This is a genomic window from Gemmatirosa kalamazoonensis (assembly GCF_000522985.1).
Taxonomy (GTDB): Bacteria; Gemmatimonadota; Gemmatimonadetes; order Gemmatimonadales; family Gemmatimonadaceae; genus Gemmatirosa; species Gemmatirosa kalamazoonensis.
On record NZ_CP007128.1, the window covers coordinates 1,735,607 to 1,759,448 of the forward strand.

The following is a 23,842-nucleotide window of genomic DNA, read 5'->3' on the forward strand; positions in this document are numbered from 1 at the left end:
CTCCCGCCCCGCGAGCCATGTCCGCAATCCTCTCGCCCGAACGCCCTGCCGCGCGCCACCGACCGACGCGCCCCGATCACTCCGTGAAGCAGGTGCGCGACACGCTGCCGCACGACGCGCGCGAGCGCTCGGCGGCGGCCGGCGTCGCGTGCTTCGTGGTGAGCGCGCTCGGGTGGATGGCGACGGCGGCGTGGATGGCGCTCGCGCCGACGTGGTGGATGCGCGTCCTGCTCGCGGTGGCGAACGGACTCGCCGCGGGGGTGCTGTTCGTCGTCGGCCACGACGCGTGCCACGGCAGCCTCACGCCTAACGCGCGGCTCAACGCGTGGCTCGGCCGCGCGGCGTTCCTGCCGAGCCTCCACCCGTTCGTGGCGTGGGCGCACTCGCACAACGCGCTGCACCACGGCTGGACGAACCTGCGCGGCAAGGACCCGGTGTACGCGCCGCTCACGCTGGAGGAGTACCGCGCGCTGGGCCCGTGGCGCCGCACGCTGGAGCGCGCGTACCGGTCGTGGTACGGCGTGGGACTGCTGTACGTCCTCGAGATCTGGTGGCCGCTGGAGATGCGGCCGAGCGCCGAGCACCGCGCGCACATCGACCGCCGCGGCTCGTTCGCGGCCGACCGCGCGCTCGTGCTGGCGTTCGTGGCGCTGCACGCGGCGGCGCTCGCGGCGCTCGCGCGGTGGGGCGGCGCGCCGCTCGGCGCGGCGTGCGGCATCGCGGTGCTCGGCCTCGTGGTGCCGTTCGCCGCGTTCGCGTGGCTCATGGGGTTCGCGACGTTCCAGCACCACACGCACCCGCGCGTGCTGTGGTACGACGACGAGCGCGAATGGAGCTACTTCCGGTCGCAGGTGCAGGGCACGGTGCACGTGGAGTTCCCGGCGTGGGCCGACGCGCTGCTGCACCACATCATGGACCACACCGCGCACCACGTCGACACGCGGGTGCCGCTGTACCGGTTGAAGGACGCGCAGCGCGCGGTGGAGGCGGCGTTCGGCGAGGCGAACGTGATCACGGAGCGGTTCACGCTCGCCGGCACGCGGCGGACGTTCCGCACGTGCCAGCTGTACGACTACCGCGCGCACCGCTGGCTGACGTTCGACGGTGTGCCGACGACAGCCGAGCGACGGCTGGACGAGGAGGCGCGCGCGTCGGCCTAACGATGGCCGAGTGAGAAAACCGGCGCACGCGTCCCACCAATCTCGTGACGCCGCGCGGCGTCGCCGCGTGGCGACGCCGCGCCCGACCCCGCCCGATCAGCCCCCGGAGACCCGCCATGACCGCTCCACAGATGCGCCGCGCGCCCGCGGTGTTCCCCTACGTGCCGCCGACCGGCGCGACGACCGCCGAGACGCGCACCGTGTTAGGCACGCTGGCCGAAGCCGAGCGTCTGCTCGACGACACGCACGACCGGCTGCTCGACGGCGCGCTGGTCCACGGGATCGACGCGCTCGCCGGCGGCCTGCGTCGGGTGTACGACACGCTGCCGACGGAGACGTGGCGCGCGTTCGCCGAGGACGTGTGCCTGGGTCACCCGCTCGCGGGCGTCATGCACCAGGATCCGTTCCTGTGGCGCGCGTTCGAGAAGCCGCGCGGCTATCCGGGCGACGCGGGGATGCTCGACCTGATCTACGGCGCGGTGCCGCTGCCCGAGGGGACGACGCCGCTCGGCGCCGCGCTCAACGCCGTGACGATGCGGTCGCCGTCGGCGACGAGCGTGCGCGAGCGGTGCGACCTCCTCGTCGACGCGATCGACGAGGCGGCGGCGCGGGCCGGGGGGCGCGGCGCGCGCGTGCTGTCGGTGGCGTGCGGCCACCTGCGCGAGGCCCAGCGCGCGTCCGCGGTGCTCGGCGGCGGCGTCGCCTCGTTCCACGCGCTCGACCAGGACCCGATCTCGATCGGGCTGCTGCAGCGCGAGCACGCCGCGTTAGGCGTGACGCCGGTGCTCGGCTCGGTGCGCGACGTGCTGACGCGGCGCGTGGCGTACACGGGGCTCACGCTCGCGTACGCGGCGGGGCTCTACGACTACCTGCCGACGCCGGTCGCGGCGAGCCTCACCGCGCGGCTGTTCGAGATGCTCGCGCCGGGCGGCCGGCTGCTCGTGGCGAACTTCTGCCCCGAGCTGCGCGACATCGGCGTGATGGAGTCGTACATGGCGTGGCGCCTGATCTACCGCGACGAAGCGGAGATGGGCGAGATCGCGGCGGCGGTGCCGGGCGCGGAGATCGCGCGGCAGCGCACGTTCCGTGACGGCGGGGGGAACGTGGTGTACCTGGAGATCGAGAAGGCGTGAGTGATCGCTGCGTGGGTGCGTGGCTGCGTGACGGCCTAACGCAGCCACGCACCCACGCAGTGGTCGCTCACGCTTTCCGTGCGAGGGACGCGGCGGTCTCGACCAGCTTGTCCACCGTGATGCCGAGCTCCTTGTACACGGTCTGGTAGGGCGCCGAGGCGCCGAAGCGGGTGAGGCCGAGGACCACGCCGTCGTCGCCGATCCACCGGTACCACGCCATCGGGTGCGCGGCCTCGATGGCGACGCGCGGCACGCCGGCCGGCAGCACCTCGGCGATGTACGCGGCGCCCTGGCGGCCGAAGACCTCGAGCGACGGCGCGCTCACGGCGCGGGCGCGGATCCCCTGGGCGGCGAGCTTCTCGCGCGCCTCGAGGACGAGCGCGACCTCCGAGCCGCTCGAGATCAGCACGACCTCGGGCGCCCCTCCTTCGCTGTCACCGAGCACGTAGGCGCCGCGGTCGAGCCCCGCGGCGCTCGCGTACTTCGCGCGGTCGATGAAGCCGAGCTTCTGACGCGTCAGCACGAGCGCGACCGGGCCGTCCGTGTGCTTCAGCGCGAAGCGCCACGCCTCCGCCGTCTCGTTCGCGTCGGCGGGCCGGATGACGGTCATGTTCGGGATCGAGCGGAGCGACACGAGCTGCTCGATCGGCTGGTGCGTGGGCCCGTCCTCGCCGAGCCCGATGGAGTCGTGCGTGTAGACGTAGACGAGGTGCCGGTGCATGAACGCGGCGAGGCGCACCGACGGCTTCATGTAGTCGGAGAAGATGAGGAACGTCGCGCCGTACGGGATGATCCCGCCGTGCAGCGCCATGCCGTTCATGATGCCGCCCATGCCGTGCTCGCGGATGCCCCAGTGGAAGTTCCGCCCCGCGTGGTCGTTAGGCCCGAACGCGCCGGAGCCCTTCAGCAGCGTGTTCGTCGACGGCGCGAGGTCGGCGCTGCCGCCGATCAGCTCCGGGACCTTCGCGGCGATCGCGTTCAGCACGATGCCGCTCGCGGCGCGGCTGGCGACGTTGCCGTTCTCCGCGGTGAAGCTCGGGATCGCGTCCTGCCAGCCGGCGGGGAGCTCGCCGCGCCAGCGCCGGTCGAACTCCGCGATGAGATCCGGATGCGCGGCGGCGTACGCGTTGCGCTTCCGCTCCCACTCCGCCTGCAGCTCGGCGCCGCGCGGGATCGCCTTGCGCCACTCGGCGAGCGCCTCGTCGGGAACGAAGAACGGCTCCGTCGACGGCCAGCCGAGGTTCTGCTTCGTGAGCTTGACCTCCTCCTCGCCGAGCGCCTCGCCGTGCGCCTTCGCCGTGCCGGCCTTGTGCGGGCTGCCGTAGCCGATGACGGTCTTGCACACGATCATCGACGGGCGGTCGGGCTCTCCCTTCGCCGCGTGGATCGCGCGGTCGACGGCGTCGAGGTCGTTCACGTCGTCGATGTGCTGCACGTGCCAGCCGTACGCCTCGAAGCGCTTGCCGGCGTCGTCGCTGTACGCGAGGTCGGTCGAGCCGTCGATCGTGATCTTGTTGTCGTCGTAGAAGCCGATGAGCTTCCCGAGCCGGTTGTGCCCCGCGAACGACGACGCCTCGTGGGAGATCCCCTCCATGAGATCGCCGTCGCTGCAGATGAAGTACGTGTGGTGGTCGACGAGCCGCGCGTCGTCGCGGTTGAACACGGCGGCGAGATGCGCCTCCGCGACCGCGAAGCCGACCGCGTTCGCGACGCCCTGGCCTAACGGACCCGTCGTCGTCTCGACGCCCGGCGTGTAGGAGTACTCGGGATGGCCCGGCGTCTTGCTCTCCCACTGCCGGAACTGCTTCAGGTCGTCGAGCGTGAGGTCGTAGCCGCTGAGATAGAGCAGCGAGTAGAGCAGCATCGACGCATGGCCGCACGACAGCACGAAGCGGTCGCGGTCGGGCCATCCCGGATCGACCGGGTTGTGCCGCAGGTGGCGCGTCCACAGCACGTAGGCGAGCGGCGCGAGGGCCATCGGCGTGCCGGGGTGCCCCGACTCGGCCTTCTGCACGGCATCCATCGCGAGCGTGCGGATGGTGTTGATGCAGAGCTGCTCGAGCGCGGCGTCGGTCGTCGGCGTCTGGGGCGTGGTGGCGGTGGCCACGGGCGTATCGGGTTCGGGGATCTCCCACGGGGAGCGCGACGCCCCGCGCGGCGCGGGGGCGGAACGGTCCAAAGTTAATGCGCCCGGCGCGGGGGTCGTGAGAATCGGCGGGCCCCCGGCGCGTTTCTCGGACGCCCTCTTCTCGCGGCCTCAACCTGGAGCGCCCCGTGCCCCGCACCCGAGGGCGCATCTGGTGACCCCTCGAACCCGGAGCGCACGATGACACGACTCACGATCCCACTCGCGGCGCTGCTGCTCGCCACCGGCACGACCGTCGGCGCGCAGCCGGTGCAGAAGGCGCAGCCGCCGGTCGGCCCGACGTTCCGGGTGCTCTCCACGCAGGCCACCACGCAGGAGTCGCCTGCCGTGCAGGGCATCCTCGCGCGGGTGCGCGCGCGCTTCACGAGCGACGCCGCGTTCTCGCGGCGCGTCAACGACGCGATCGCGCGTCGCGATTTCGCCGGCGCGCGCAAGCTCGTCGCCACCGTCGCGCAGCTGCCCGACACGCAGATCGTCATCGGCGTGCCGACGCGGTCCGGGGCGCGTCGCGAGAGGCGAGGGCTCGTGCGCTTCGCCTCGTACGAGCACGCCGCGGCCGCGGCGTTCAACCCGTTCTACATCCTGATCACGACGGAGAACCACGCGATCTGCTTCGGGCTCTCGGCCACGTGCATCGACGCGATTCGGAAGGCCGGCTACGAGCCGAACGTGTGACCGCTCGACCACCACTCCACCCGGAGGCATCCATGCTGGCTCGAATTCGAGGGTCACTCTGTGCCGCGCTGCTCGGCGCGGCCGGCGCGCTCGGCGCGCAGCCCGTGCCGAAGGCGCCACCCGCGGCACCGAGCTTCCAGGTGCTGCATTCGTTCGCCACGCCGTCGGAGAGCCCGCAGGTGCAGGCAGTGATCGCGCGGCTCCGCACGGAGTTCACGGCCGACGCCGCGTTCACGAAGCGGCTCGACGCCGCGCTCACGCGCCGCGACTTCGCGAGCGCCGCGTCGATCGTGGGAGCGGCCACCCAACTGCAGGGCGTGCAGGTCGTCGTCGCGGCTCTCGCGCGCACGGGCGCGCGGGTCGAGCGGCGCGGCCACCGTGCGGGAATCGCACGCTTCGCGTCGTACACGCCGAGCGAAGCGTGGCGGTTCAATCCGTTCTGGCTGATCGTCGGCAGCGGGAAGCATGTGTACTGCATCGGCATCGGGTCGAACGGAAAGAAGGAATGCCACGACGCGCTGATCCAGGCCGGCTACACGCCGCTGACGTGAGGGGCGCCCGGCGAGCCATCGCGTGACAGCCGGGGCGCGGTGCCGCCAACTAGATTTCGACTCGGATTCCCGACTCCGAGGCCCCGATGACTCTAGTTGACGCGCTCCCGACCGCTCCCCGTCTCTCCCGCGTCGCCGACCGATTGTACGGCTCGCAGATCCTCGGCATCGCCGCCGAGATCCGCGCCATGGTCGCGGCGGGAGCGTCGGTCTGCAATCTCACCGTCGGCGACTTCGCGCCGGCCGAGTTCCGCATCCCGAAGGGGCTCGAGCGGCGCATCACGGACGCGCTGGCGCGCGGCGAGACGAACTACCCGCCGTCGAACGGGATGCCGGCGCTGCGCGAGGCGGTGTCCACGCTCTACCGCGAGCGCCTGGGCCTCGCGGTGGACCCGGCGAGCGTGGTCGTGTGCGGCGGGTCGCGGCCGGCGATCTACGCGGCGTACCGCTGCGTGGTCGATCCGGGCGACAAGGTGGTGTATCCGACGCCGTCGTGGAACAACGACGCGTACGTGATCCTCGCCGACGCCGACGGCGAGGTGGTGGACTGCGACGCGTCGACGGCCTTCCTGCCGACGCGCGCCACGCTGGAGCGCGCGGTACGCGGCGCGCGACTGCTCGCGCTCAACTCGCCGCTCAATCCCGCGGGCACGGCGTTCGACGCGGAATCGTTAGGCGACATCTGCGACCTGGTGCTGGAGGAGAACGCGCGGCGCGCCGCGTCGGGGGAACGGCCGCTGTACGTGATGTACGACCAGGTGTACTGGATGCTGACGTTCGGCGGGCTCCGGCACGTGAGCCCGGTGGGACTGCGGCCGGAGATGGCGCGCTACACGATCTTCGTCGACGGCGTGTCGAAGGCGCTCGCGGCGACGGGGCTGCGCGTGGGCTGGGTGGTGCCGCCGGCGGACCTCGCCGGGAAGTTCTCCGACTTCCTCGGCCACGTCGGCGCGTGGGCGCCGCGGGCGGAGCAGGTGGCGGTGGCCGACTTCCTCCGCGCGCCGGCGGAGCTCGACGCGTTCGCGGCCGAGATCCGCGCCGGCGTGGAGGCGCGGCTCGACGCGCTGCACGACGGGCTCGCCGCGTTAGGCGCGCGCGGGCTGCCGGTGGAGGCGAGCCGGCCGATGGGGGCGATCTACCTGAGCGCGCGCTTCATGCTCAACGGCCGCCGCACCCCGGAGGGCGCGACGCTCGGGTCGAACGAGGACATCCGCCGCTATCTGTTAGGCGCGGCGGGGCTCGCGCTCGTGCCGTTCCAGGCGTTCGGCGTCGCGCGCGACGACGGGTGGTTCCGGCTGTCGGTGGGCGCCGTGTCGTTAGGCGAGATCGCGGCCGTGCTGCCGAGGCTCGAAACGGCGATTCGCGCGATAGGCTGACGGCGGCTCGAGGCGAGTACTTCCGGGGATCCGGAGGCGATGTCGAAGATCTCGAGATCCGTTCGAATCGCCTCTGGATCCCCATTCGTCCTCGTCTCGCACCGCCGTCACTCATCGGCGTGTCAGAACGTCAGCCCGAACGCCACCGGGAACGACTGGATGGACTTCGTGTCCACGAACCCCTTGCCCCGCGTGTAGACGTTCTGCAGGCGCGTCTCCACGAACCCGTCGATGGGGCCGAGCTTGAACGCGATCCCCGCGCCGCCGTCGACGCCGAAGTTCGTGCTGGTGAGCGTCTTGTCGAGCGCCGCGGCGGTCGTGCCGCCGGTGGCGACGCTCGTCGCCGAGGCCTGCAGCGCGTCGCGCACGTTGAACGCGCCGACGCCGGCGAGCACGTACGGGCGCACGGGCCCGTGCAGCAGGTTGAGGCGCATGCCGGCGACGCCGTCGAGCAGCGTGCGCGCGCCGTCGAGCGCGCCGACGCTCGACGCGGTGGTGCCCGTGGTGCCCGTGGTCGGCTTCGCGAACTGCATGTGCGCGTAGTCGACGTTCAGGCGCAGCGCCGGCAGGCCGCCGGGGAGCTTGAGCAGCGCGAACGCCTGCCCGTGCAGGCCGGTCTCGAGCGCGCGCGCCGTGTTGCCGGTGCGCGGGATCACGACGCCGCCGGCGATGCCGAGGCGGAGCGGACGCTCGCTCGCGGGCGAGCGCATGGGCGACTGCGCGGCGGCGCGCGCGACGGGAACGGCGGCGACGAGCGTGAGGGCGGCGAGACGGAAGCGCGTGGACATCGGGAGGATTCTCCGGAAGGATTCGTGGGTGGAAGTCCGACTAACGGGCCTAACGATCGGCGGGTTTCGTGGCGCGGACGCCACGGCGGAGGAGCCCCGTGAGCCCGCCGAACGCCGCGAGGCCGCCGCCGAGCAGCGGGAGCGTCGCGGGCTCCGGCGTGGTGGTCGTGGGGACGATGCGCGTGATCATCCCCGGCGCGTCGCTCAGGAAGCCGCCGGGCTGGCTGATGTACTCGATCCCCGGGGCGAGCTGCAGCCCGACGTGCAGCGTGTGCGAGAAGTCCTCGATCGACTGACCCGTCACCCCCACGCCCGACGCGGAGACGCCCATCGAGACGTCCATCGTGTGGACGCAGACCGACGGGCCGGCGGCGAACGCGGGGTCGCACCAGAGCGGGACCGTCATGAGCTGCCCGACGCGCAGGCCGAGGTTGAACATCATCGGCGTCGGGCCGTTCGAGTCGAGGTAGACAGTGAGTCCGCCGCTCGTGTTGCCGGTCGCGAAGCCGTCGACCATGAACGTCGCGAAGCTGTACGAGCCGGTGGGCGCGTAGTTGTAGAACGGCACGCCCACCCGGTAGCCGACGGTCGCGCGGGCATAGCCGTTCGGCCCCTCGGCGGCGGCGACGGCACCGGCCAGCCCGGTCGTCATGTCGGCGTAGCCCGCGGCGCTCATCGTCGACGCGGTCCAGCAGGTGGCCCCGGACGGGATGCAGCCGCCGGGGATGTCGAGGCTCGCCGACTCGACCGCCTGGGTCGTCGCGGTCCACGGGTCGTTCTGGATGAAATCGGGTCCGGTGTAGATCTGGGTGTAGGCGGTGAAGGGTGGGATGCGGCGGATCTGCGCCGCGGCGGGACGCGGGGCGGCGAGAGCGACGACGGCGACGACGGCGGCGGCGGATCGGGCGAGGCGCATGGCGGTCACGGAGGTGGGGTGGGGCTTGGCAGCGTGCGGTCGAGGCTGCACCGTTCGCGGTGCGGCATGCGATGCCCGCCACCCTACGCCGCCACCTCACCGCCACCTCGACCGACCTCAACACGTTGTCGCAGCAGGGTTTCCGCCTCGTCACGCTGGGCCGGCTGGCGCTCCTCGACCCGGCCGGAGCCGAGGAGCCGACGCTGTCGCGGCGGCGGCGAAAGCTCGCCCTCCTCGCGTTCCTGGCGACGGCCGGCCGGCCGGTCCCGCGCGAGCGGCTGGTGGAGATGTTCTGGGGCGACGCCGACGAGGAGCGGGCGCGCCACTCGCTCTACGACGCGCTCTCCCACTTCCGCCGGGTGCTCGGCCGCGACGCGGTGACGGCGCGGCAGGAGGAGGTCGCGCTGAGCACGGACGCCGTGCTGGCCGTCGATTGCGTGGAGCTCGCGCAGGAGGCCCGGTGGGGGCATCACGTCGCGGCGGCGCGGCTGTACGCGGGACCGTTCCTCGCCGGCGTGTCGGTGCCGGGCTCCGTGGCGTTCGACCGGTGGCGCGATGGTGAGGAGGAGCGGCTCGCGGCGCTGTTCGTGCGCAGCTCGAGCGCGGCGTGCGCGGAGCTCGGCCGGCGCGGCGAGTGGACGGAGTGCGCCGCCGTCGCCCGGCGGTGGGTCGACGCGGACCCGCTCGACGAGGCGGCCGTCGCGGCGCTCATCCGCGCCCTCGACGCCGGCGGCACCGCGGCCGGACGCCGCGCGGCGCTCGTGGCCTACGAGCAGCTCGCCGAGTCGCTGCGCGCCTCGCTCGACGTGGACCCGGGGGACGAGGTGCAGCGGTTGGCGGCCGGCGTGCGTGAGCGGCTCGCCACGGGGACGCCGGCGGTGCTGTCCGACGTGGAGCGGGAGGCCGCGCCGCCGGTGGCCGCGCCGCCGGTCGCCGCGCCGGTGTGGACCACGCCGCCGATCGGGGACACGGCGGAGTTCGCGCTGGAGCCGCTGGGCGCGATCGATGGGACGGACGATGCGGGCGGAGTCGACGCGAGCGGTCGATCGACTCCGACCCCGCCGCTCCCGCCGCGCGGACCCGCACGCGCGCGTCGCAGGCTGGGCCAGGCGCTGACCGGCATGGCGATCGTGGCGCTGGCGGGGGCCGCGTGGAATGTCGGTGACAGCTGGGCGGCGCGGCGGCGGGCGGCCGCGTCGACCGACGGGGGCGGCGCCGCGGCGGCGGCGCGGCCGGTCGTCGCGCTCGTCGTCGACGCCGAGGGCGACGCGGCGGCCGACTCGTCGCTCCGCTGGGCGGCCGACGCGCTGCTGCGCTCCGTGGACGACGAGCTGTCGCGCGCGACCGACCTCACGGTGCTGCCGCCGGAGCGGGCGCGCGGGGTGTGGCCCTCTTCCGACTCGACCGCGGAGACCGCCGCGGCGCTCGGCGCGCGGCTCGGCGCGACGCTCGTGGCGCGGGGCATCCTGCGCCGCGAGCCGGACGGGATGGTGCTCGCGCTGCGCGTGCACGACGTGGGCGCGGGCGGGCGCGTGAGCGTGTCGACGGTGATCGTCGACTCGACCAGCTTCGGGCTCGCCGATCGCACGGCGGCGCGCATCCTCGCCGCGGCGGGCGCCCGCGGGCCGGGGCTGCACTTCGCCGAGCTGGAGACGGCGAGCGCGGAAGCGTACGAGCACTACGTGCGCGCGGCGACGCTGAAGGCGGCGCTGCAGGACGGCTGGGTGCAGGAGCTCGACCGTGCGATCGCGATCGACTCGAACTTCGTGAGCGCGCTGTTCGACCGGTACCTCGCCGCGTATCTGCAGACGGACCCCGCGACCGCGGCGCGGCTGCACGACCGGATGCTGCGCGTGCTCGACCGCGCGAGCGAGCGCGATCGCCGCATGGTGCTCGCATTCGATGCACACATGGGCGCGCGCCCCGCGGTGAGCGAGGCGCAGTTCCGCGCGGCGGTCGACGCGTACCCCGACGATCCGCGGAGCTACACGCTGCTCGCGCGCGCGCTGTCGGAGCACGGGAAGTTCGACGAGGCGGAGCGCGTGCTGCGGCGCGTCATCGCGATGGCCGGCGCGGAGCCTCCCGGCGCGCCGTGCCTGTCGTGCGAGAGCTATCTGCAGCTGCGCGAGACGCAGCTCGCGGCGGGCGACGCCGCGGGGGCGGCGGCGACGGCAGCGGAGCTCGCGGCGCGCCACCCGACGATGGCGTCGGCGTGGGAGTCGCTCGCCGACGCGTACACGCGCGCCGGCCGCGCCGACGACGCGCTCGAGGCGTGGCGCCACACGCTCGCGATGAAGGGCGATACGGTGTTCGCCCGCGCGATGACGGTGCGCACGCTCCTCGTCGCTCGGCGATTCGACGACGCGGACACCGTGGTGCGCGCGCTGCTCGCGGCGACGCCGGGCCGCGCCGAGCCGTACGACGTGCGCGCGCTGCTGGAGCGCGAGCGCGGGCAGTTCCGCGCGTCGCTGCGGTCGGTGGACGAGGCGGTGGCGCGCGCGCACGGCACCATCGGCGTGATGGAGCTCGGCGCGTACGCGCGGCTGCACGACGCGGCGGGGCTCGCGCGGCTTCAGCGCCGCCTGACACCTCCGATGCCGCCCGCATTGGTGATGCGTCCGCTGGTGGGCCCGGAAGCGCGGGCGTGGGCGTGGTGGCTCGCGCTCGACGCCGACGCGCGCGCCGAGTCGGGCGACACGGTGGGGCTGCGCGCGGTGGCCGACTCGCTGGAGCGGGTGGGACGGCTGTCGTACTACGCGCGCGACTGGGGGCTGCACGACCACGTGCGTGGGCTCCTCGCCGAGCGCGCGGGACGCTGGGACGAGGCGGCGCGCGACTTCGAGCGCGCGATGTACGGCCGCGCGGGATGGACGCGCACGAATGCGGAGCTCGCACGCGCCTACCTCGCGTTAGGCAGGCCGGCCGACGCGCTGCGCGTGCTGCGCTGGGCCTGTGCCGCGCCGCTCGACGCGATGGGGCGCTACGAGACGCGCACGGAGCTGGACCTGCTCATGGCGCGCGCGTTCGCCGCGGCGGGCACGCGCGACAGCGCGCGAACGTACGCCGGCTACGTGCGGGCGGCGTGGGCGCACGCGGATCCGGAGATTCGAGCGCGGCTCGCGGAGCTGCCCGCGGAACCGTAGAGGGCGGGCGCCGTGTGTCGGACGGCGCTCGACAGCGCGGGTGACACTGCGCGATACTGCGCGGGCGATACGGCGCCGATGCTTCGCGACGTTGCGCGAACGACGCGCACCCCGCTGGAGCACGCGGTACGGCGCCGTCGAGCGGTGTTCGCGTCGCTGGCGCCCCACCGCGCCGTATCGTAAGCGCAGTATCGCCCGCGCCGTCAGCGGCGCCGTGTCAACCGCAAACCTCACCGTCGTTCCCGTGCGCTTCGTTCTGTCGTTCGCCTCCCTGCTGTTCGCCGCCGAGCTGGACGCCCAGGGGGCCGCTCGCCCGTCGCTCGCCGAGCCCTCGCTCTCGCCGGACGGGCGCGAGGTCGTGTTCACCTCCGGCGGCGACGTGTGGAGCGCGCCCGCCGACGGCGGCGAGGCACGGCTGCTCGTCGCCGATCCGGCGCTGGAGAGCCGGCCGCTGTTCTCGCCCGACGGGCGGCGCGTCGCGTTCGTCTCCGCGCGCACCGGCAACGGTGACGTGTACGTGCTCGACCTCGCGAGCGGCGCCGTGCGGCGCGTGACGTTCGACGACGCGGCGGAGACGCTCGATGCGTGGAGCCGCGACGGGCGGTGGCTGTACGTCTCGTCGTCGTCGCGCGACATCGCGGGGATGAACGACGTGTATCGCGTGAGCCCCGAGGGCGGCACGCCGATGCCGGTCGCGGCGGACCGCTACGCGAGCGAGTACTGGGCGGCGCCGTCGCCGAACGGGCAGGCGCTCGCGATCACGGCGCGCGGCACGGTGAGCGGGCAGTGGTGGCGCCACGGCCGCAGCCATCTCGACGAGAGCGAGATCTGGCTCGTCTCGGATCTCGACGCAAAGGCGCCGACGTACACCCAGGTGACGACCGGCGGCGCGAAGAGCGCGTGGGCGATGTGGGCGCCGGACGCGCGCACGCTGTACTTCATGAGCGACCGCGACGGCGCCGAGAACCTGTGGGCGCAGCCGATGGACGGGCTGCGGCCTAACGGCGCGCCGCGCAAGCTCACCGCGTTCCGCGACGGCCGCGTGCTGTGGCCGAGCGCGAGCGCCGACCGGCGGACGATCGTGTTCGAGCGCGACTTCGGCGTGTGGCGCTACGACGTCGCCGGCAACGCCGCGCGCGCGGTGCCGATCACGCTGCGCGGCGCGCCGGCGGGCGGCGCGACGGAGCACGTGGCGCAGAGCGGCGGCGTGCAGGAGCTCGCGCTGTCGCCGGACGGCAGGAAGGTCGCGTTCACCGTGCGCGGCGAGGTGTTCGCCGCCGCCGCTCGGCCGGACGCGCAGGCGGGCGGCCCGGAGGCGGCGTTCCGCGTCACGAACAGCGCGGCCCTCGAGGAGGAGCTCGCGTGGAGCCCCGACAGCCGGCAGCTCGTGTACGCGTCGGACCGCGACGGCCGCTGGCGGCTGTGGCTCTACGACTTCGCGACTCGGCAGGAGCGCGCGCTGACGGCGGGCGCGGCCGGTCCGCTCGCGGGCGACGTGTCGCCGCGCTGGTCGCCGGACGGGAAGGAGATCGCGTTCACGCGCGGCGGCCGCGAGCTGCGCGCGGTGGACGTCGCGAGCGGGCGCGAGCGGCTCGTCGCCGCGGGCGCGTTCGAGCGGCCGCCGTTCACCGGCGCCGGCGACGTACGATGGAGCCCCGACGGCCGCTGGCTCGCGTTCGCGCAGCCCGCCGGCGCGAAGGGGTTCACGAACGTGTACGTCGTGGAGTCGCAGGGTGGGACGCCGCGTCCCGTGAGCTTCGTCGCGAACGCGAACACCGGCGAGGTGGCGTGGGGCGCCGATGGCTCGTACCTGCTCTTCCTCACGAGCCAGCGCACGGAGGCGACGCAGGTCGCGCGCGTGGACCTCGTGCCGCGCACGCCGCGCTTCCGCGAGGACCGGTTCCGCGACCTGTTCTCGAACCCGGCGCCGCCTAACAGAACGCGGGACACCGTGAGCGCGGAGCGCAGAGTGCAGAGCGCGGAGCGGGCGGTCGCCGCGGACACCCTCTGCGCTCCGCGCTCCGCGCTCTGCGCTGATTCGTCGCGTCGCGCCACGCGCATCGTGTTCGAGGACATCCGCCGCCGGCTCTCGCTGCTTCCGGTGGGGCTCGACGTGAACGCGATCGCGCTGAGCCCCGACGGGAAGCAGCTCGCGATCACCGCCGCCGTCGCCGGGCAGCCGAACGTGTACGTCTATCCGGTCGACGACCTCGCGACCGACGCCGTCGCGCGCCAGCTCACGACGAGCGGCGGGTTCAAGGCCGACGTGCAGTGGGCGCCCGACGGCAAGGAGCTGTTCTACCGCGAGAGCGGCCGCATCATGGCCGTGAACGTCGACACGCGCGTCGCGCGCCCGGTCGCCGCGACGGCCGAGATGGACGTCGACTTCGCGCAGGAGAAGGGCGAGCTGTTCGCCGAGGCATGGAGCTACCTGCGCGACCAGTTCTACGACGAGACGTATCACGGCGCCGACTGGAACGCGGTGCGCGAGCGGTGGGCGCCCCAGGTGGCCGGCGCGCACACGCTGCCCGAGCTGCGCCGACTGCTCAACCTCATGGTCGGGGAGCTGAACGCGTCGCACCTCGGCGTGAACCCCGGGGCGGGACAGTCGCAGCCGCCGAACACGGGGCGGCTGGGATTGCGCTTCGACCGCATCGCCTCGGAGCGCGACGGCGTGCCGCGCGTGGCCGAAGTGCTGCCGTTAGGCCCGGCGGCAATCGCCGGCGTGCGCGTGGGCGACGCGATCGCGTCGGTGGACGGGCGCGCGGTCACGCGCGACACGAACCTGGACGACCTCCTCGCGTTCAAGATCGATCGCCGCGTGACGCTCGGCCTCGTCGGCGCCGACGGCACGCGACGCGACGTCGCGCTGCGCCCCGTGAACCTGAACACGGAGAAGGGGCTGCTCTATCGCGCGTGGGTGGAGTCGCGACGCGCCTACGTCGACAAGGCGAGCGGCGGAAAGCTCGGCTACGTGCACATGCTCGACATGAGCGCCGAGTCGCTCGCGCAGCTCTACCTCGACCTCGACGTGGAGAACCAGTCGAAGCAGGGCGTGGTGGTCGACGTGCGGAACAACAACGGCGGCTTCGTGAACGCGTACGCGCTCGACGTGTTCGGCCGCCGTCCGTACCTCACGATGCAGACGCGCGGCTTCGGCCCGCAGCCGGCGCGCGCGAACCTCGGTCAGCGCGCGCTCGAGCTGCCGACGGTGCTCGTGACGAACCAGCACTCGCTCTCCGACGCCGAGGACTTCACCGAGGGCTGGCGCACGCTCGGCCTCGGCCCCGTGGTGGGCGAGCCGACGGCGGGGTGGATCATCTTCACGTGGAACCAGACGCTGATGGACGGCACCGTGCTCCGGCTGCCGCGCGCGCGCATCACGGACCACGAGGGGAAGGACATGGAGCTGCACCCGCGGCCGGTGGACGTGCTGGTGGTGCGCCCGGTGGGGGAGAGCTATGCGGGGAAGGACTCGCAGCTGGACGCGGCGGTGGCGGAGCTGATGAAGAAGATCAGGTGACGGCGGGACGAGGACGCAAAGGGCCGCAGAGCCTTTCATTTGAACCACAGAGGACACGGAGGACACAGAGGAGAACCAGTTCAATTGGTTTCCTCCGTGTCCTCCGTGTCCTCTGTGGTTCAATACAAGAAGAGCAGCACGAGGCAGTCCTCTGCGGCCCTCCGCGTCCTCTGCGGTTCGATGGTGTTCTCCGCGTGCTCCACGTCTCCGGTCGTCCGCAGATCGCGCAGATTATACCGACTGACTCTCCGCGCCTTCTGCGGCATCTGCGGACTACCTCATGACGACGACCTCCGTTCCACTCGCGCTCCTCGGCCTCGGCCACATGGGGCTCGCGCTCGCGAATCGGCTGCTCGACGCGGGCTACTCGCTGCACGTGTACAACCGCACCGCCGAGAAGGCGCGCCCGCTGGCCGAACGCGGAGCGCGCGTGGCGGAGCGGCCGGGCGATGCGGTGACGCGCGGCGGCATCGCGATCACGATGGTGAGCGACGACGCGGCGCTCGACGGCCTGACGCTCGGCCCCGACGGCATCGCGGACGCGCTCGGCGACGGCGTGCACCTCTCGATGAGCACCGTCGGACCGGCGACGGCGCGGCTGCTCGCGGTGGAGCAGGCGCGACGGGGCGGCGCGTACGTGTCGGCTCCCGTGTTCGGGCGTCCAGACGTCGCGGCGCAGGGGAAGCTGTGGGGCGTCATGTCGGGCGCCGCGGCGGCGCGCGCCCGCGTGGCGCCGCTGCTGGATGTCCTGACGCGTGGCCGCACCGACCTCGGCGACGACCCCGCCGCGGCGAGCGTGGTGAAGCTCGGTGGCAACCTGCTCATCCTCGCCGCGAACGCGGCGCTCACCGACGCGCTGTCGCTCGCCGCCGCCTACGACATCGACCCGGCAACGCTCGCGGCGCTGTACGGCGACACGCTGTTCGCGAGCCCCATGATCAAGAACTACGCGACGGGCGTCGCGCGCGCGCTGTCGTCGCACGCGCCTAACGATCCGGGCTTCAGCGTGCGGCTCGCGCGCAAGGACGTCACGCTCGCCGCGGAGGCCGCGCGGGCCGCGGGCGCGTCGCTGCGAGTCGCCGAGACCGTGCGCGCCGGGCTCGACGACGCGACGGCCGCGGGACTCGGCGACGCCGACGTGACGTCGCTGCCGCTGGCGTAATTGAACCGCAGAGGACGCAGAGGGTCGCAGAGGACTGCACATGATGTCCTCTGCGACCCTCTGCGTCCTCTGCGGTTCAATCGTACAGTGCAGCGGTACGCGTCTAACTCCGCTTGCGCCGCAGCGGCCCGACGTCGATGAGCACCGCGAGCACGATCCCCGCGATCTGCCAGGGCCCCCACACGCCGCCGTAGAAGTGCTGGACCGCGGCGTAGCAGAGCAGCGTCGTCGGCAGGAACAGGAACGCGAGGATGCCGAGCACCGGCGGCTGCACGATGTGCGCGAACCAGTCCGTGAGCAGGAACAGCAGGACGCAGACCAGCCGCGGGACGGCGAGCGCGAGGACGACGAGAAGACAGGGCATGGCGGCGCGGGGCGCGAGAGAGACGCTTGTCCGTACGCGCGCCCCGGGCCGCGGGTTCCATCGTCAGCGGAGCCGGGCGTTGTGGCGACGCGCCGCGAACGGCGCGTCGACCACCGAGCAGACCCACGTGACGACGTAGGTACCGAGACCGCCGATGAGCAGCACGGGTGCCGTCTTGGAGTCGCCGTCGCTGATCCCATTCGCGAGCCCGAGGAAGCCCACCGCGCCGCCGGCGATCGCGATGATCGTCATCTCCCTACCTCGGCGCCTGTCGCCCACGTACATCTGCCCGGCTCCGGGCAGCAGCATGCTCAGGCCCGTGGCAACGACCGGTGACTTCGCACGCAGCCCGCTCGGCGGCACGCGCGGGGCAAGACTCGTCGCGGCGGTCTGGGCGGCAGCTGGAGCAGCGGCGATGGCGACGGCGAGAATCGTTAGGCGTGCGCGCATGGGGCACCTCGCGGTAGCGTGGTCGAAGTGAGCGTAGCCTTCCAGTCGCCCGTCGATCAGGGCAGCGGGATCCCGAAGCCGTACCGGTCGTTCAGCGCGTGCGCCGCGGCCTCCGCGAGCACCGCCGAGCCGGCGGCCGACGGGTGGAAGCCGTCGAGGCTCACGAGCGGGCCGTAGGGCTCCGCCGTCGTCAGCAGCGCCACCGCGTCGAACGGCGGCTTCACCACCGCGCGCTCGTACAGCGCCGAGAGCGCGAAGTGCGCCCAGCCGCGGCGCTCCGCCTCGCGCCGGATGACGGCGTTCATCGACGCGAGCTGCGCGTTCAACGCCGCGACGTCCGTCGGGTCGAGCACGTAGTCCTGGATGCCGGTCGACGACGGCGCGTTCGCGCAGCTCAACGTCGCCGGACCGAGGCCCTGCTGCGCGCGTTGGGCACCGGCGGCCGCCGCGACGGGCACGCGCACGGCGACGAACAGCACGTTCTCGCTCTCCTGGCAGTCCGACGACACGCTCACGTTGAGCGGCGCGAACGTCGCGCGCGCGTTCCACAGCTCCGCGCCGGTGCGGAAGCTCGGGAAGCTGCGCGCGTCGTCGATGAGCTCCACGAGCAGCGCGTGCTTCGTCGTCTTCTCCACGCTGTCGAGCACCGCGAGGTACTGCGGCTCCCAAATGGAAACGGGCACGACGCTGACGCCGGGCAGGTAGACGCCGTTGCGCGCGCCGAGCAGCTCGTTCGCGCCCAGCTCCACGGAGACGATCTTCGGGTTCTGCGCCATCATCGCCGTCACCTGCGACATGCCCGGCGGCAGGACGCGCGCGTACAGCGGCGCGTACGCGGGGTCGGGGTTCTCCGGCGTGGCGGTGAGCGCGTGGATCGTGCGCGCCGCGTTGATGGCGACGTTGCCGGCGGGGAGCGTGACGCCCGGCACGTTAGGCGCGCAGATGCGCGACAGGAACGGAGCGGCCGCCGGCTCGCCGCTCACGCGGAGCCCGCCGGCGAGCGGCGCGGCGAGTGGCGCGCCGCATCCCGGCGCGTCGATGGACGGCACGCTCAGCTCGCGGCCCGCGAGACGCGCGAGCTGCGCGGGCCAGCTCGTGCTCTGGGATTGCGCGGTGACGCCGTCGGAGCGCCAGCCCATGCTCACGCTCGTGCCGATGGCGACGTACCGCTGGAACACGCCGCGGCCCTCGGAGACGAGGTCCGGCTTCACGGCGGTGGCCGGGAGATGCGGCGCGGACGGCGCGTCCGTGCAGGCACCCGCGACGGCGGTGGCGGCGATCAGGGACAGGTGGATCGGACGCATGGTGAGCCTCCTGGAGGTGACGGTGACGGCTCTTGCCGGTGGTGGTCGCCGGTCGTAGCGTCAGCCTCTCGCGGCTCTGTCACGTCGCTTTCACACCAGCGTCAAATCGCGATCGATGCTGCGGTTGCGCACGTTCGGCGGCCTCGCGCTGCTCGATGACGGCCACCCGGTGAGCGGTCCGATGACGCAGCGCCGACGCCTCGCGCTCCTCGCCGTGCTCGCGGCGGCCGGGGACCGCGCGGTGAGCCGCGACAAGCTCGTGGGGTGGCTGTGGCCCGAGAGCGAGGAGGCGAAGGCGCGCCACGCGCTGTCGCAGTGGCTCTTCCTGCTCCGCAAGGATCTGCCGCCGAACGCGCTCCCCGGCACCGACGAGCTGCGCCTCGACCCGGCCATCCTGCCGAGCGACGTGGCGACGTTCCGCCAGGCGCTCGCCCGCGGCGACCTCGAGGCGGCGGTCGCTGTGTACGACGGGCCGTTCCTCGACGGCTTCCACCTGACCGGGGCGGGGGAGTTCGAGCGGTGGTCCGACGAGCAGCGGCGCGAGCTGGCGTCGCACTGGCGCGTCGCCGCCGAGCAGGTGGCGCGCACGCGGCTCGCCGCCGGCGACGCCGCGGGAGCCGTCGCCGTCTGGCGCCGGCTCGCGGCGGACGATCCGACGAACGCGCGTGTGGCGCGCGGGCTCATGGAGGCGCTCGACCGCGCCGGCGACCGCTCCGGCGCGCTGGCTCATGCGCGGGTGCACGCGGCGGTGCTGCGCGAGCAGCTGGACCTGCCCGCGGACGCGGACGTGGAAGCGCTCGCCGAGCGGCTGCGGCGCTCGGCCGCGCGACCCGCACCCGCCGCGAGCGCCTCCCCGACACCCGTGCCGGAGCGCGCGCCGGAGCCCGCGCCGGAGCCCGCGCCGCCCGAGCCCATCGCGCCTCCGGTGTCCGCGCCACCGCACAGGCGTCGGCGGCTCGTTCGGCTCGCGTGGGTCGCCACGGCGGCGGCGACGATCCTGCTCGTCGGCGGCGCGACGTGGGCGGCGGTGCTCGTGCCGGAGCCGCAGCGCGTGACGGCGATGACGCTCCTCACCCGTGCCCCGGTCACGCTCGACCCGCGCCGCGTCGTCGTCGCGCCGCTCGACGACCAGACGCGCGACCCGCGGCTCGCCGACTTCGGGGAGCTCGCCGCCGAATGGACGACGGCCGCGCTCTCGGGCATCGGCGAGTACGAGGTCGTGGACGCGCGCTCGGCGCTCGTCACGGCGCGCGTCGTCGACAAGTTCCCGCGGCTGCTGCGCACCGGCGACCGCGCGGTGGCGCTCGCGCGCGAGATCGGCGCGGGCATGGTCGTGCGGGGCGGCTACTACCGCGACCACGACTCGCTGCGCGTGTACGTGCAGCTCACGGACGCGGCGACGGGGCGCGTCGTCCGATCGTTGGGCGTGTCGAGCGGCAGCGCGAGCGAGCCGGAGGCGCTCGTCGTCCCCGTGAGCCGGCGCGCGGCGGCGCTGTTCGCGTCGGCGGTGGACACGTCGGCGGTGGCGATCGGGATCCGCCTCGCGCCGCCGCCGTCGTACGACGCGTACCGCGAGACGCTCGCCGCGTGGGGCCGCTACTACCAGTCCGATCTGCGGCAGGCGCTCGTCCACGCCACGCGCGCCGCGCGGCTCGACTCGACGTACGTGCTGCCGCGCGTGATGGCCGCGTACTTCCACACCGAGCTACGCGGGTGGGCGACCGCCGACTCGCTGCTGCGCGCGGCCGAGTCCGTGCCGACGCCGCCATCGCGGCTGGAGCGCGCGTCGCTGGAGATGGTGCGTGCCGACGTGCGCGGCGATCTGGAGGCGGAGCTGCGCGCGGCGCAGGAGCTGTCGAGCGCCTCGCCGGGGTCGGCCGAGATGGTGGTGCACGTCGCGCACATCGCGGTGTTCGCCAACCGCCCGCGCCTCGCGCTCGCCACGCTCGACCGGCTCGATCCCACGCGCGGCGTGCTGCTGTCCATCCCGTTCTACTGGAACTGGAAGACGGCGGCGCTCCACGAGCTCGGCGACCACCGTCGCGAGCTCGACGCGGCGCACCGCGGCCACCACCAGCACCCGTTCCGCAACGCGGCCGCGTTCAACGTCGTGCGCGCGGTCGCGGCGAGCGGTGCGCCCGACGCGGCGCGCGAGATCCACTCGCTGGCGCTGCACGCGCGCACCGAGCGGTGGGACGGCGCGGCGGTGCGTCGGCGGATGCTGGTGGAAGGCAGCCGCGAGCTGCGCGCGCACGGCCGGCCCGGCGACGGGGCGCCGCTGCTCGACTCCGCGCTCGCCGAGTTCGATGCGATCGCCCGCCGCGCGGGGCGCGACACGTCGCTCGCGCTGCTCGAGGCCCGCGCGGTGCTGCTCGCCGAAGGGGGGCGCCTGACGGAGGCCCGCGCCGCGGCCGAGCGACTGCTCGCGCGCGACCCGCGTCGCGTCACCGGGCTCGGCGTGTTAGGCACCGTCGCGGCGCGCGGCGGCGACCTCGCGGCGGCACGACGCGCGGACAGCCTGCTCGCCGCGCTCCCCACGCCGTACCTGCTCGGCCGGCACACACTGTGGCGCGCGCGGATCGCGGCGCTGTCGGGCGACGGCGGCCGCGCGGTGGCGCTGCTCGAGCAGGCGCTCGACGAGGGCTACCCGATGGTGCAGGGGATCGCCGTGATGCCCGGCGACGCGTCGGAGTTCGACTACGCGGAGACGCTCGTGCACGCGGACCCCGCGTTCGACGCGCTGCGCGCGGACCCCGCGTTCCAGCGGCTGCTCGCGCCGAAGGGGTGACGCGCGATCACCGCGCGGCGACGATCCGCCGCGCGTCGACTCGTGTCCCGCCCCCGCTTTCGCCCGGGGTGCTACGTCTTCGAAGCAGACGGGTATCATTCGAACGCAGCACCCCGCAGTTCGACCGCAAGGCTCGGGTATCTCCCCACCGCGGTCGCCGCGAGACTGAGGGCACCGGAGCACGCGACCCGCTCCGGCGTCCACGTCCCGGAGACCCAGCCATGTCCCACGCCGCGCCGATGGCCCTGCTTCCCACGACCACCCGCGTTCCCGACACCGACGCCGAATGGCGCGCGGTCGAGGCGCGCGACGCGTCGTGGGACGGCCATCTCGTGTATGCCGTCGTCACCACCGGCGTCTACTGCCGCCCCTCGTGCCCGTCGCGTCGGCCGCGTCGGGAGAACGTGCGCTTCTTCGCCGCGCCGGCCGACGCGGAGCGCGCCGGCTTCCGCGCCTGCCGCCGCTGCCACCCGAACGGGGTGACGAACGCGGAGGCGTGCGTCGCCGCCGTGCGCGATCTGCTCGACGCGCACGTCGCGTCCGGCGGCGAGCGCCCGACGCTCGACCGACTGGCCGAGGCGGTCGGCATGAGCCCGTTCCACCTCCAGCGCTCGTTCAAGGCGCGGCTCGGCGTGTCGCCGGCGGAGTACGTTCGCGTGCGGCGCGCGGAGCGATTCAAGGCGGAGCTGCGCGGCGGCGAGACGGTGAGCCGCGCGACGTACGGCGCGGGCTACGGCTCGAGCAGTCGCGCGTACGCCGACGCGTCGGCGCAGCTCGGGATGACGCCGGCGAGCTACCGACGCGGCGGCCGCGGCATGACGATCCGCTTCGCCGTGGTGCCGTGCGCGCTGGGCACGGTGCTCGTCGCGGGCACCGAGCGCGGTCTCTGCGCGGTGTCGCTCGGCGACGACGGCGCGGCGCTCGAGCGCGAGCTGCGCGCGGAGTATCCCGCGGCGACGATCGAGCCCGCCGGACCGTTAGGCGGCGGCGACCCGCTCGCCGCGTGGGTGGACGCGGTGGTCGCGTACCTCGACGCGCGCGGCGCGCCGCCGGCGGCGCCCGTGGACGTCCCTGCGACGCCGTTCCAGCGCCGCGTGTGGGACGCGCTCCGCACGATCCCCGCCGGCGAGACACGCTCGTACGGCGAGGTGGCGGCGGCGTTGGGCGCCCCGCGCGCGGCGCGGGCGGTCGCCGCCGCGTGCGCGAGCAACCGGGTGGCGCTCGTCATCCCGTGTCACCGCGTGGTGCGCGAGGGCGGCGCGCTCGCCGGCTACCGGTGGGGCACCGAGCGCAAGCAGCGGCTGCTCGACGCGGAGCGCGCGGCGCGTTAGGCGCCGTTTGAACCACAGAGGACACGGAGGACACAGAGAAGAACCACTCTTGGTTTCCTCCGTGTCCTCTGTGGTTCGATCCAAAGAGGCCGTCCTCCGCGGCCCTCTGCGGCCCTCTGCGGCTCGAAGAACGCGACCGACCCCGACCCCACCGTGACCGCAACGTCTCGGCCCCTGCACCTCGCCGCGCCGGACGGCTTCGACTTCCGCTGGATCACCGGCTTCCTCGCGCCGCGTGCGGTGCCGTCGATCGAGCGCGTCACGGACCACGCGTACGTGCGCGTGGTGCGGCTGCCGGTGCACGGGCCGGTGCGCGTCACCGTGCGCGCGAACGGCGCGGCCCTCCGCGCGGCGTCGGACCCCGCGCTGGCGCCCGCCGTGCTCCGCGGCATCGTCACCCGCATGCTGGACCTCGGCGAGGACGTCACGCGCTTCCGCGCCCACGTGGCGAGGGACCGCGCGTTAGGCCCGATCGTCGCGCGACACACCGCCGTGCGGCTGCCGCAGCTGCTCGACCCGTTCGAGGGGCTCGTGCGCGGGCTGCTCGGGCAGCAGGTGAGCGTGCGTGCGGCGAGCACCATCGCCGATCGGCTCGTCCGGCTGCTCGGCGAGCCGTTGGGCGGCGACGAGCCGTCGGTGGCGTTCCCGAGCGCCGACGCGGTCGCCGACGCGTCGGTCGACACGCTGCGATCGTTAGGCGTCCCGCGCACGCGCGCCGCCGCACTGCGCGCGTGCGCGGCGGCGGTGCGCGACGGACGGCTGCGCTGGGACGCCGTGCGCGCGATGCCGGCCGACGAGGCGCAGCGCGCGCTCGACGACCTCCCGGGCGTGGGGCCGTGGACCGCGTCGTACGTGCGCATGCGCGCGCTCGGCGACCGCGACGCGTTCCCGGCGGCGGACCTCGGCGTCGTGAAGGCGCTCGCGCGGCTCGGCGTCGCGCCCGCCGACGCGGAGCGCGCGGCCGAGCGGTGGCGGCCGTGGCGCGCGTACGCGACGGTGTTCCTGTGGACCTCCCTCTCCGACCCGGTGTGA

General features: G+C 74.0%; 17 protein-coding genes. 11 read left to right on the top strand and 6 right to left on the bottom strand.

Annotated features, from left to right (window positions below; genetic code table 11):
• The first annotated feature begins 17 nt into the window (after positions 1-17).
• The gene (locus tag J421_RS07625) at positions 18-1,160 is read left to right on the top strand and encodes a fatty acid desaturase (RefSeq protein WP_158508682.1); all 1,143 of its coding nucleotides are present in this window, start codon (positions 18-20) and stop codon (positions 1,158-1,160) included.
• 116 nt (positions 1,161-1,276) lie between these two features.
• Positions 1,277-2,293 carry a class I SAM-dependent methyltransferase gene (locus J421_RS07630; RefSeq protein ID WP_148306204.1) on the top strand — a complete coding sequence of 339 codons (1,017 nt, stop codon included), beginning with the start codon at positions 1,277-1,279 and terminating at the stop codon, positions 2,291-2,293.
• Between the two features lie 67 nt (positions 2,294-2,360).
• On the opposite strand, the gene tkt is transcribed toward J421_RS07630, so the two are convergent.
• Complete coding sequence (tkt, locus tag J421_RS07635; protein WP_025410584.1) at positions 2,361-4,400, bottom strand: transketolase; 2,040 nt, start codon at positions 4,398-4,400, stop codon at positions 2,361-2,363.
• A gap of 219 nt (positions 4,401-4,619) precedes the next feature.
• On the opposite strand from tkt, the gene J421_RS07640 reads away from it, so the two are divergent.
• The 3 genes from J421_RS07640 to J421_RS07650 all read left to right on the top strand — a co-directional run bounded on the left by J421_RS07640 (position 4,620) and on the right by J421_RS07650 (position 7,041).
• Positions 4,620-5,114 (top strand): hypothetical protein, encoded by a 495-nt coding sequence (locus J421_RS07640; RefSeq protein ID WP_025410585.1) that lies wholly within the window; start codon positions 4,620-4,622, stop codon positions 5,112-5,114.
• A 32-nt stretch (positions 5,115-5,146) separates the two neighbouring features.
• Entirely contained in the window at positions 5,147-5,665 is a 519-nt protein-coding gene (locus J421_RS07645; protein ID WP_025410586.1) for a hypothetical protein, read from the top strand.
• A gap of 86 nt (positions 5,666-5,751) precedes the next feature.
• Positions 5,752-7,041, top strand: coding sequence for a pyridoxal phosphate-dependent aminotransferase (locus J421_RS07650; RefSeq protein ID WP_104022375.1), 1,290 nt, complete (start codon positions 5,752-5,754; stop codon positions 7,039-7,041).
• Positions 7,042-7,163: 122 nt separating this feature from the next.
• On the opposite strand, the gene J421_RS07655 is transcribed toward J421_RS07650, so the two are convergent.
• Together J421_RS07655 and J421_RS07660 are read right to left on the bottom strand one after the other, a co-directional pair.
• Positions 7,164-7,829, bottom strand: coding sequence for a hypothetical protein (locus J421_RS07655; protein ID WP_025410588.1), 666 nt, complete (start codon positions 7,827-7,829; stop codon positions 7,164-7,166).
• A gap of 49 nt (positions 7,830-7,878) precedes the next feature.
• Positions 7,879-8,745 carry a PEP-CTERM sorting domain-containing protein gene (locus J421_RS07660; protein WP_148306205.1) on the bottom strand — a complete coding sequence of 289 codons (867 nt, stop codon included), beginning with the start codon at positions 8,743-8,745 and terminating at the stop codon, positions 7,879-7,881.
• Between the two features lie 71 nt (positions 8,746-8,816).
• Between J421_RS07660 and J421_RS07665 the strand changes: the two genes are divergently transcribed.
• The 3 genes from J421_RS07665 (at position 8,817) to J421_RS07675 (ending at position 16,573) form a co-directional block, all read left to right on the top strand.
• The gene (locus tag J421_RS07665) at positions 8,817-11,888 is read left to right on the top strand and encodes a BTAD domain-containing putative transcriptional regulator (protein ID WP_025410590.1); all 3,072 of its coding nucleotides are present in this window, start codon (positions 8,817-8,819) and stop codon (positions 11,886-11,888) included.
• 244 nt (positions 11,889-12,132) lie between these two features.
• The gene (locus tag J421_RS07670) at positions 12,133-15,411 is read left to right on the top strand and encodes a S41 family peptidase (RefSeq protein ID WP_025410591.1); all 3,279 of its coding nucleotides are present in this window, start codon (positions 12,133-12,135) and stop codon (positions 15,409-15,411) included.
• Positions 15,412-15,691: 280 nt separating this feature from the next.
• On the top strand, positions 15,692-16,573 hold the full coding sequence (locus J421_RS07675; RefSeq protein WP_025410592.1) for an NAD(P)-dependent oxidoreductase: 882 nt from the start codon (positions 15,692-15,694) through the stop codon (positions 16,571-16,573).
• Between the two features lie 103 nt (positions 16,574-16,676).
• Here J421_RS07675 and J421_RS07680 read toward each other — a convergent pair whose 3' ends face one another.
• The 3 genes from J421_RS07680 to J421_RS07690 all read right to left on the bottom strand — a co-directional run bounded on the left by J421_RS07680 (position 16,677) and on the right by J421_RS07690 (position 18,691).
• Positions 16,677-16,937, bottom strand: coding sequence for a hypothetical protein (locus J421_RS07680; RefSeq protein ID WP_025410593.1), 261 nt, complete (start codon positions 16,935-16,937; stop codon positions 16,677-16,679).
• 63 nt (positions 16,938-17,000) lie between these two features.
• The gene (locus tag J421_RS32030) at positions 17,001-17,387 is read right to left on the bottom strand and encodes a hypothetical protein (RefSeq protein ID WP_148306206.1); all 387 of its coding nucleotides are present in this window, start codon (positions 17,385-17,387) and stop codon (positions 17,001-17,003) included.
• A 56-nt stretch (positions 17,388-17,443) separates the two neighbouring features.
• Positions 17,444-18,691, bottom strand: coding sequence for a hypothetical protein (locus J421_RS07690; protein WP_025410595.1), 1,248 nt, complete (start codon positions 18,689-18,691; stop codon positions 17,444-17,446).
• Positions 18,692-18,806: 115 nt separating this feature from the next.
• On the opposite strand from J421_RS07690, the gene J421_RS07695 reads away from it, so the two are divergent.
• From J421_RS07695 to J421_RS07705, 3 genes are all read left to right on the top strand, one after another.
• Entirely contained in the window at positions 18,807-21,479 is a 2,673-nt protein-coding gene (locus J421_RS07695) for a BTAD domain-containing putative transcriptional regulator (RefSeq protein WP_025410596.1), read from the top strand.
• A gap of 221 nt (positions 21,480-21,700) precedes the next feature.
• Positions 21,701-22,810 (top strand): bifunctional DNA-binding transcriptional regulator/O6-methylguanine-DNA methyltransferase Ada, encoded by a 1,110-nt coding sequence (ada, locus tag J421_RS07700; protein ID WP_201773117.1) that lies wholly within the window; start codon positions 21,701-21,703, stop codon positions 22,808-22,810.
• Positions 22,811-22,963: 153 nt separating this feature from the next.
• Positions 22,964-23,842, top strand: coding sequence for a DNA-3-methyladenine glycosylase family protein (locus tag J421_RS07705; RefSeq protein WP_025410598.1), 879 nt, complete (start codon positions 22,964-22,966; stop codon positions 23,840-23,842).

Coding starts and splice junctions, on each gene's coding strand:
- J421_RS07625 (WP_158508682.1), top strand. CDS start 18: ATGTCCGCAATCCTCTCGCCCGAACGCCCTGCCGCGCGCCACCGACCG.
- J421_RS07630 (WP_148306204.1), top strand. CDS start 1,277: ATGACCGCTCCACAGATGCGCCGCGCGCCCGCGGTGTTCCCCTACGTG.
- J421_RS07640 (WP_025410585.1), top strand. CDS start 4,620: ATGACACGACTCACGATCCCACTCGCGGCGCTGCTGCTCGCCACCGGC.
- J421_RS07645 (WP_025410586.1), top strand. CDS start 5,147: ATGCTGGCTCGAATTCGAGGGTCACTCTGTGCCGCGCTGCTCGGCGCG.
- J421_RS07650 (WP_104022375.1), top strand. CDS start 5,752: ATGACTCTAGTTGACGCGCTCCCGACCGCTCCCCGTCTCTCCCGCGTC.
- J421_RS07655 (WP_025410588.1), bottom strand. CDS start 7,829: ATGTCCACGCGCTTCCGTCTCGCCGCCCTCACGCTCGTCGCCGCCGTT.
- J421_RS07660 (WP_148306205.1), bottom strand. CDS start 8,745: ATGCGCCTCGCCCGATCCGCCGCCGCCGTCGTCGCCGTCGTCGCTCTC.
- J421_RS07665 (WP_025410590.1), top strand. CDS start 8,817: ATGCCCGCCACCCTACGCCGCCACCTCACCGCCACCTCGACCGACCTC.
- J421_RS07675 (WP_025410592.1), top strand. CDS start 15,692: ATGACGACGACCTCCGTTCCACTCGCGCTCCTCGGCCTCGGCCACATG.
- J421_RS07680 (WP_025410593.1), bottom strand. CDS start 16,937: ATGCCCTGTCTTCTCGTCGTCCTCGCGCTCGCCGTCCCGCGGCTGGTC.
- J421_RS32030 (WP_148306206.1), bottom strand. CDS start 17,387: ATGCGCGCACGCCTAACGATTCTCGCCGTCGCCATCGCCGCTGCTCCA.
- J421_RS07690 (WP_025410595.1), bottom strand. CDS start 18,691: ATGCGTCCGATCCACCTGTCCCTGATCGCCGCCACCGCCGTCGCGGGT.
- J421_RS07695 (WP_025410596.1), top strand. CDS start 18,807: ATGCTGCGGTTGCGCACGTTCGGCGGCCTCGCGCTGCTCGATGACGGC.
- ada (WP_201773117.1), top strand. CDS start 21,701: ATGTCCCACGCCGCGCCGATGGCCCTGCTTCCCACGACCACCCGCGTT.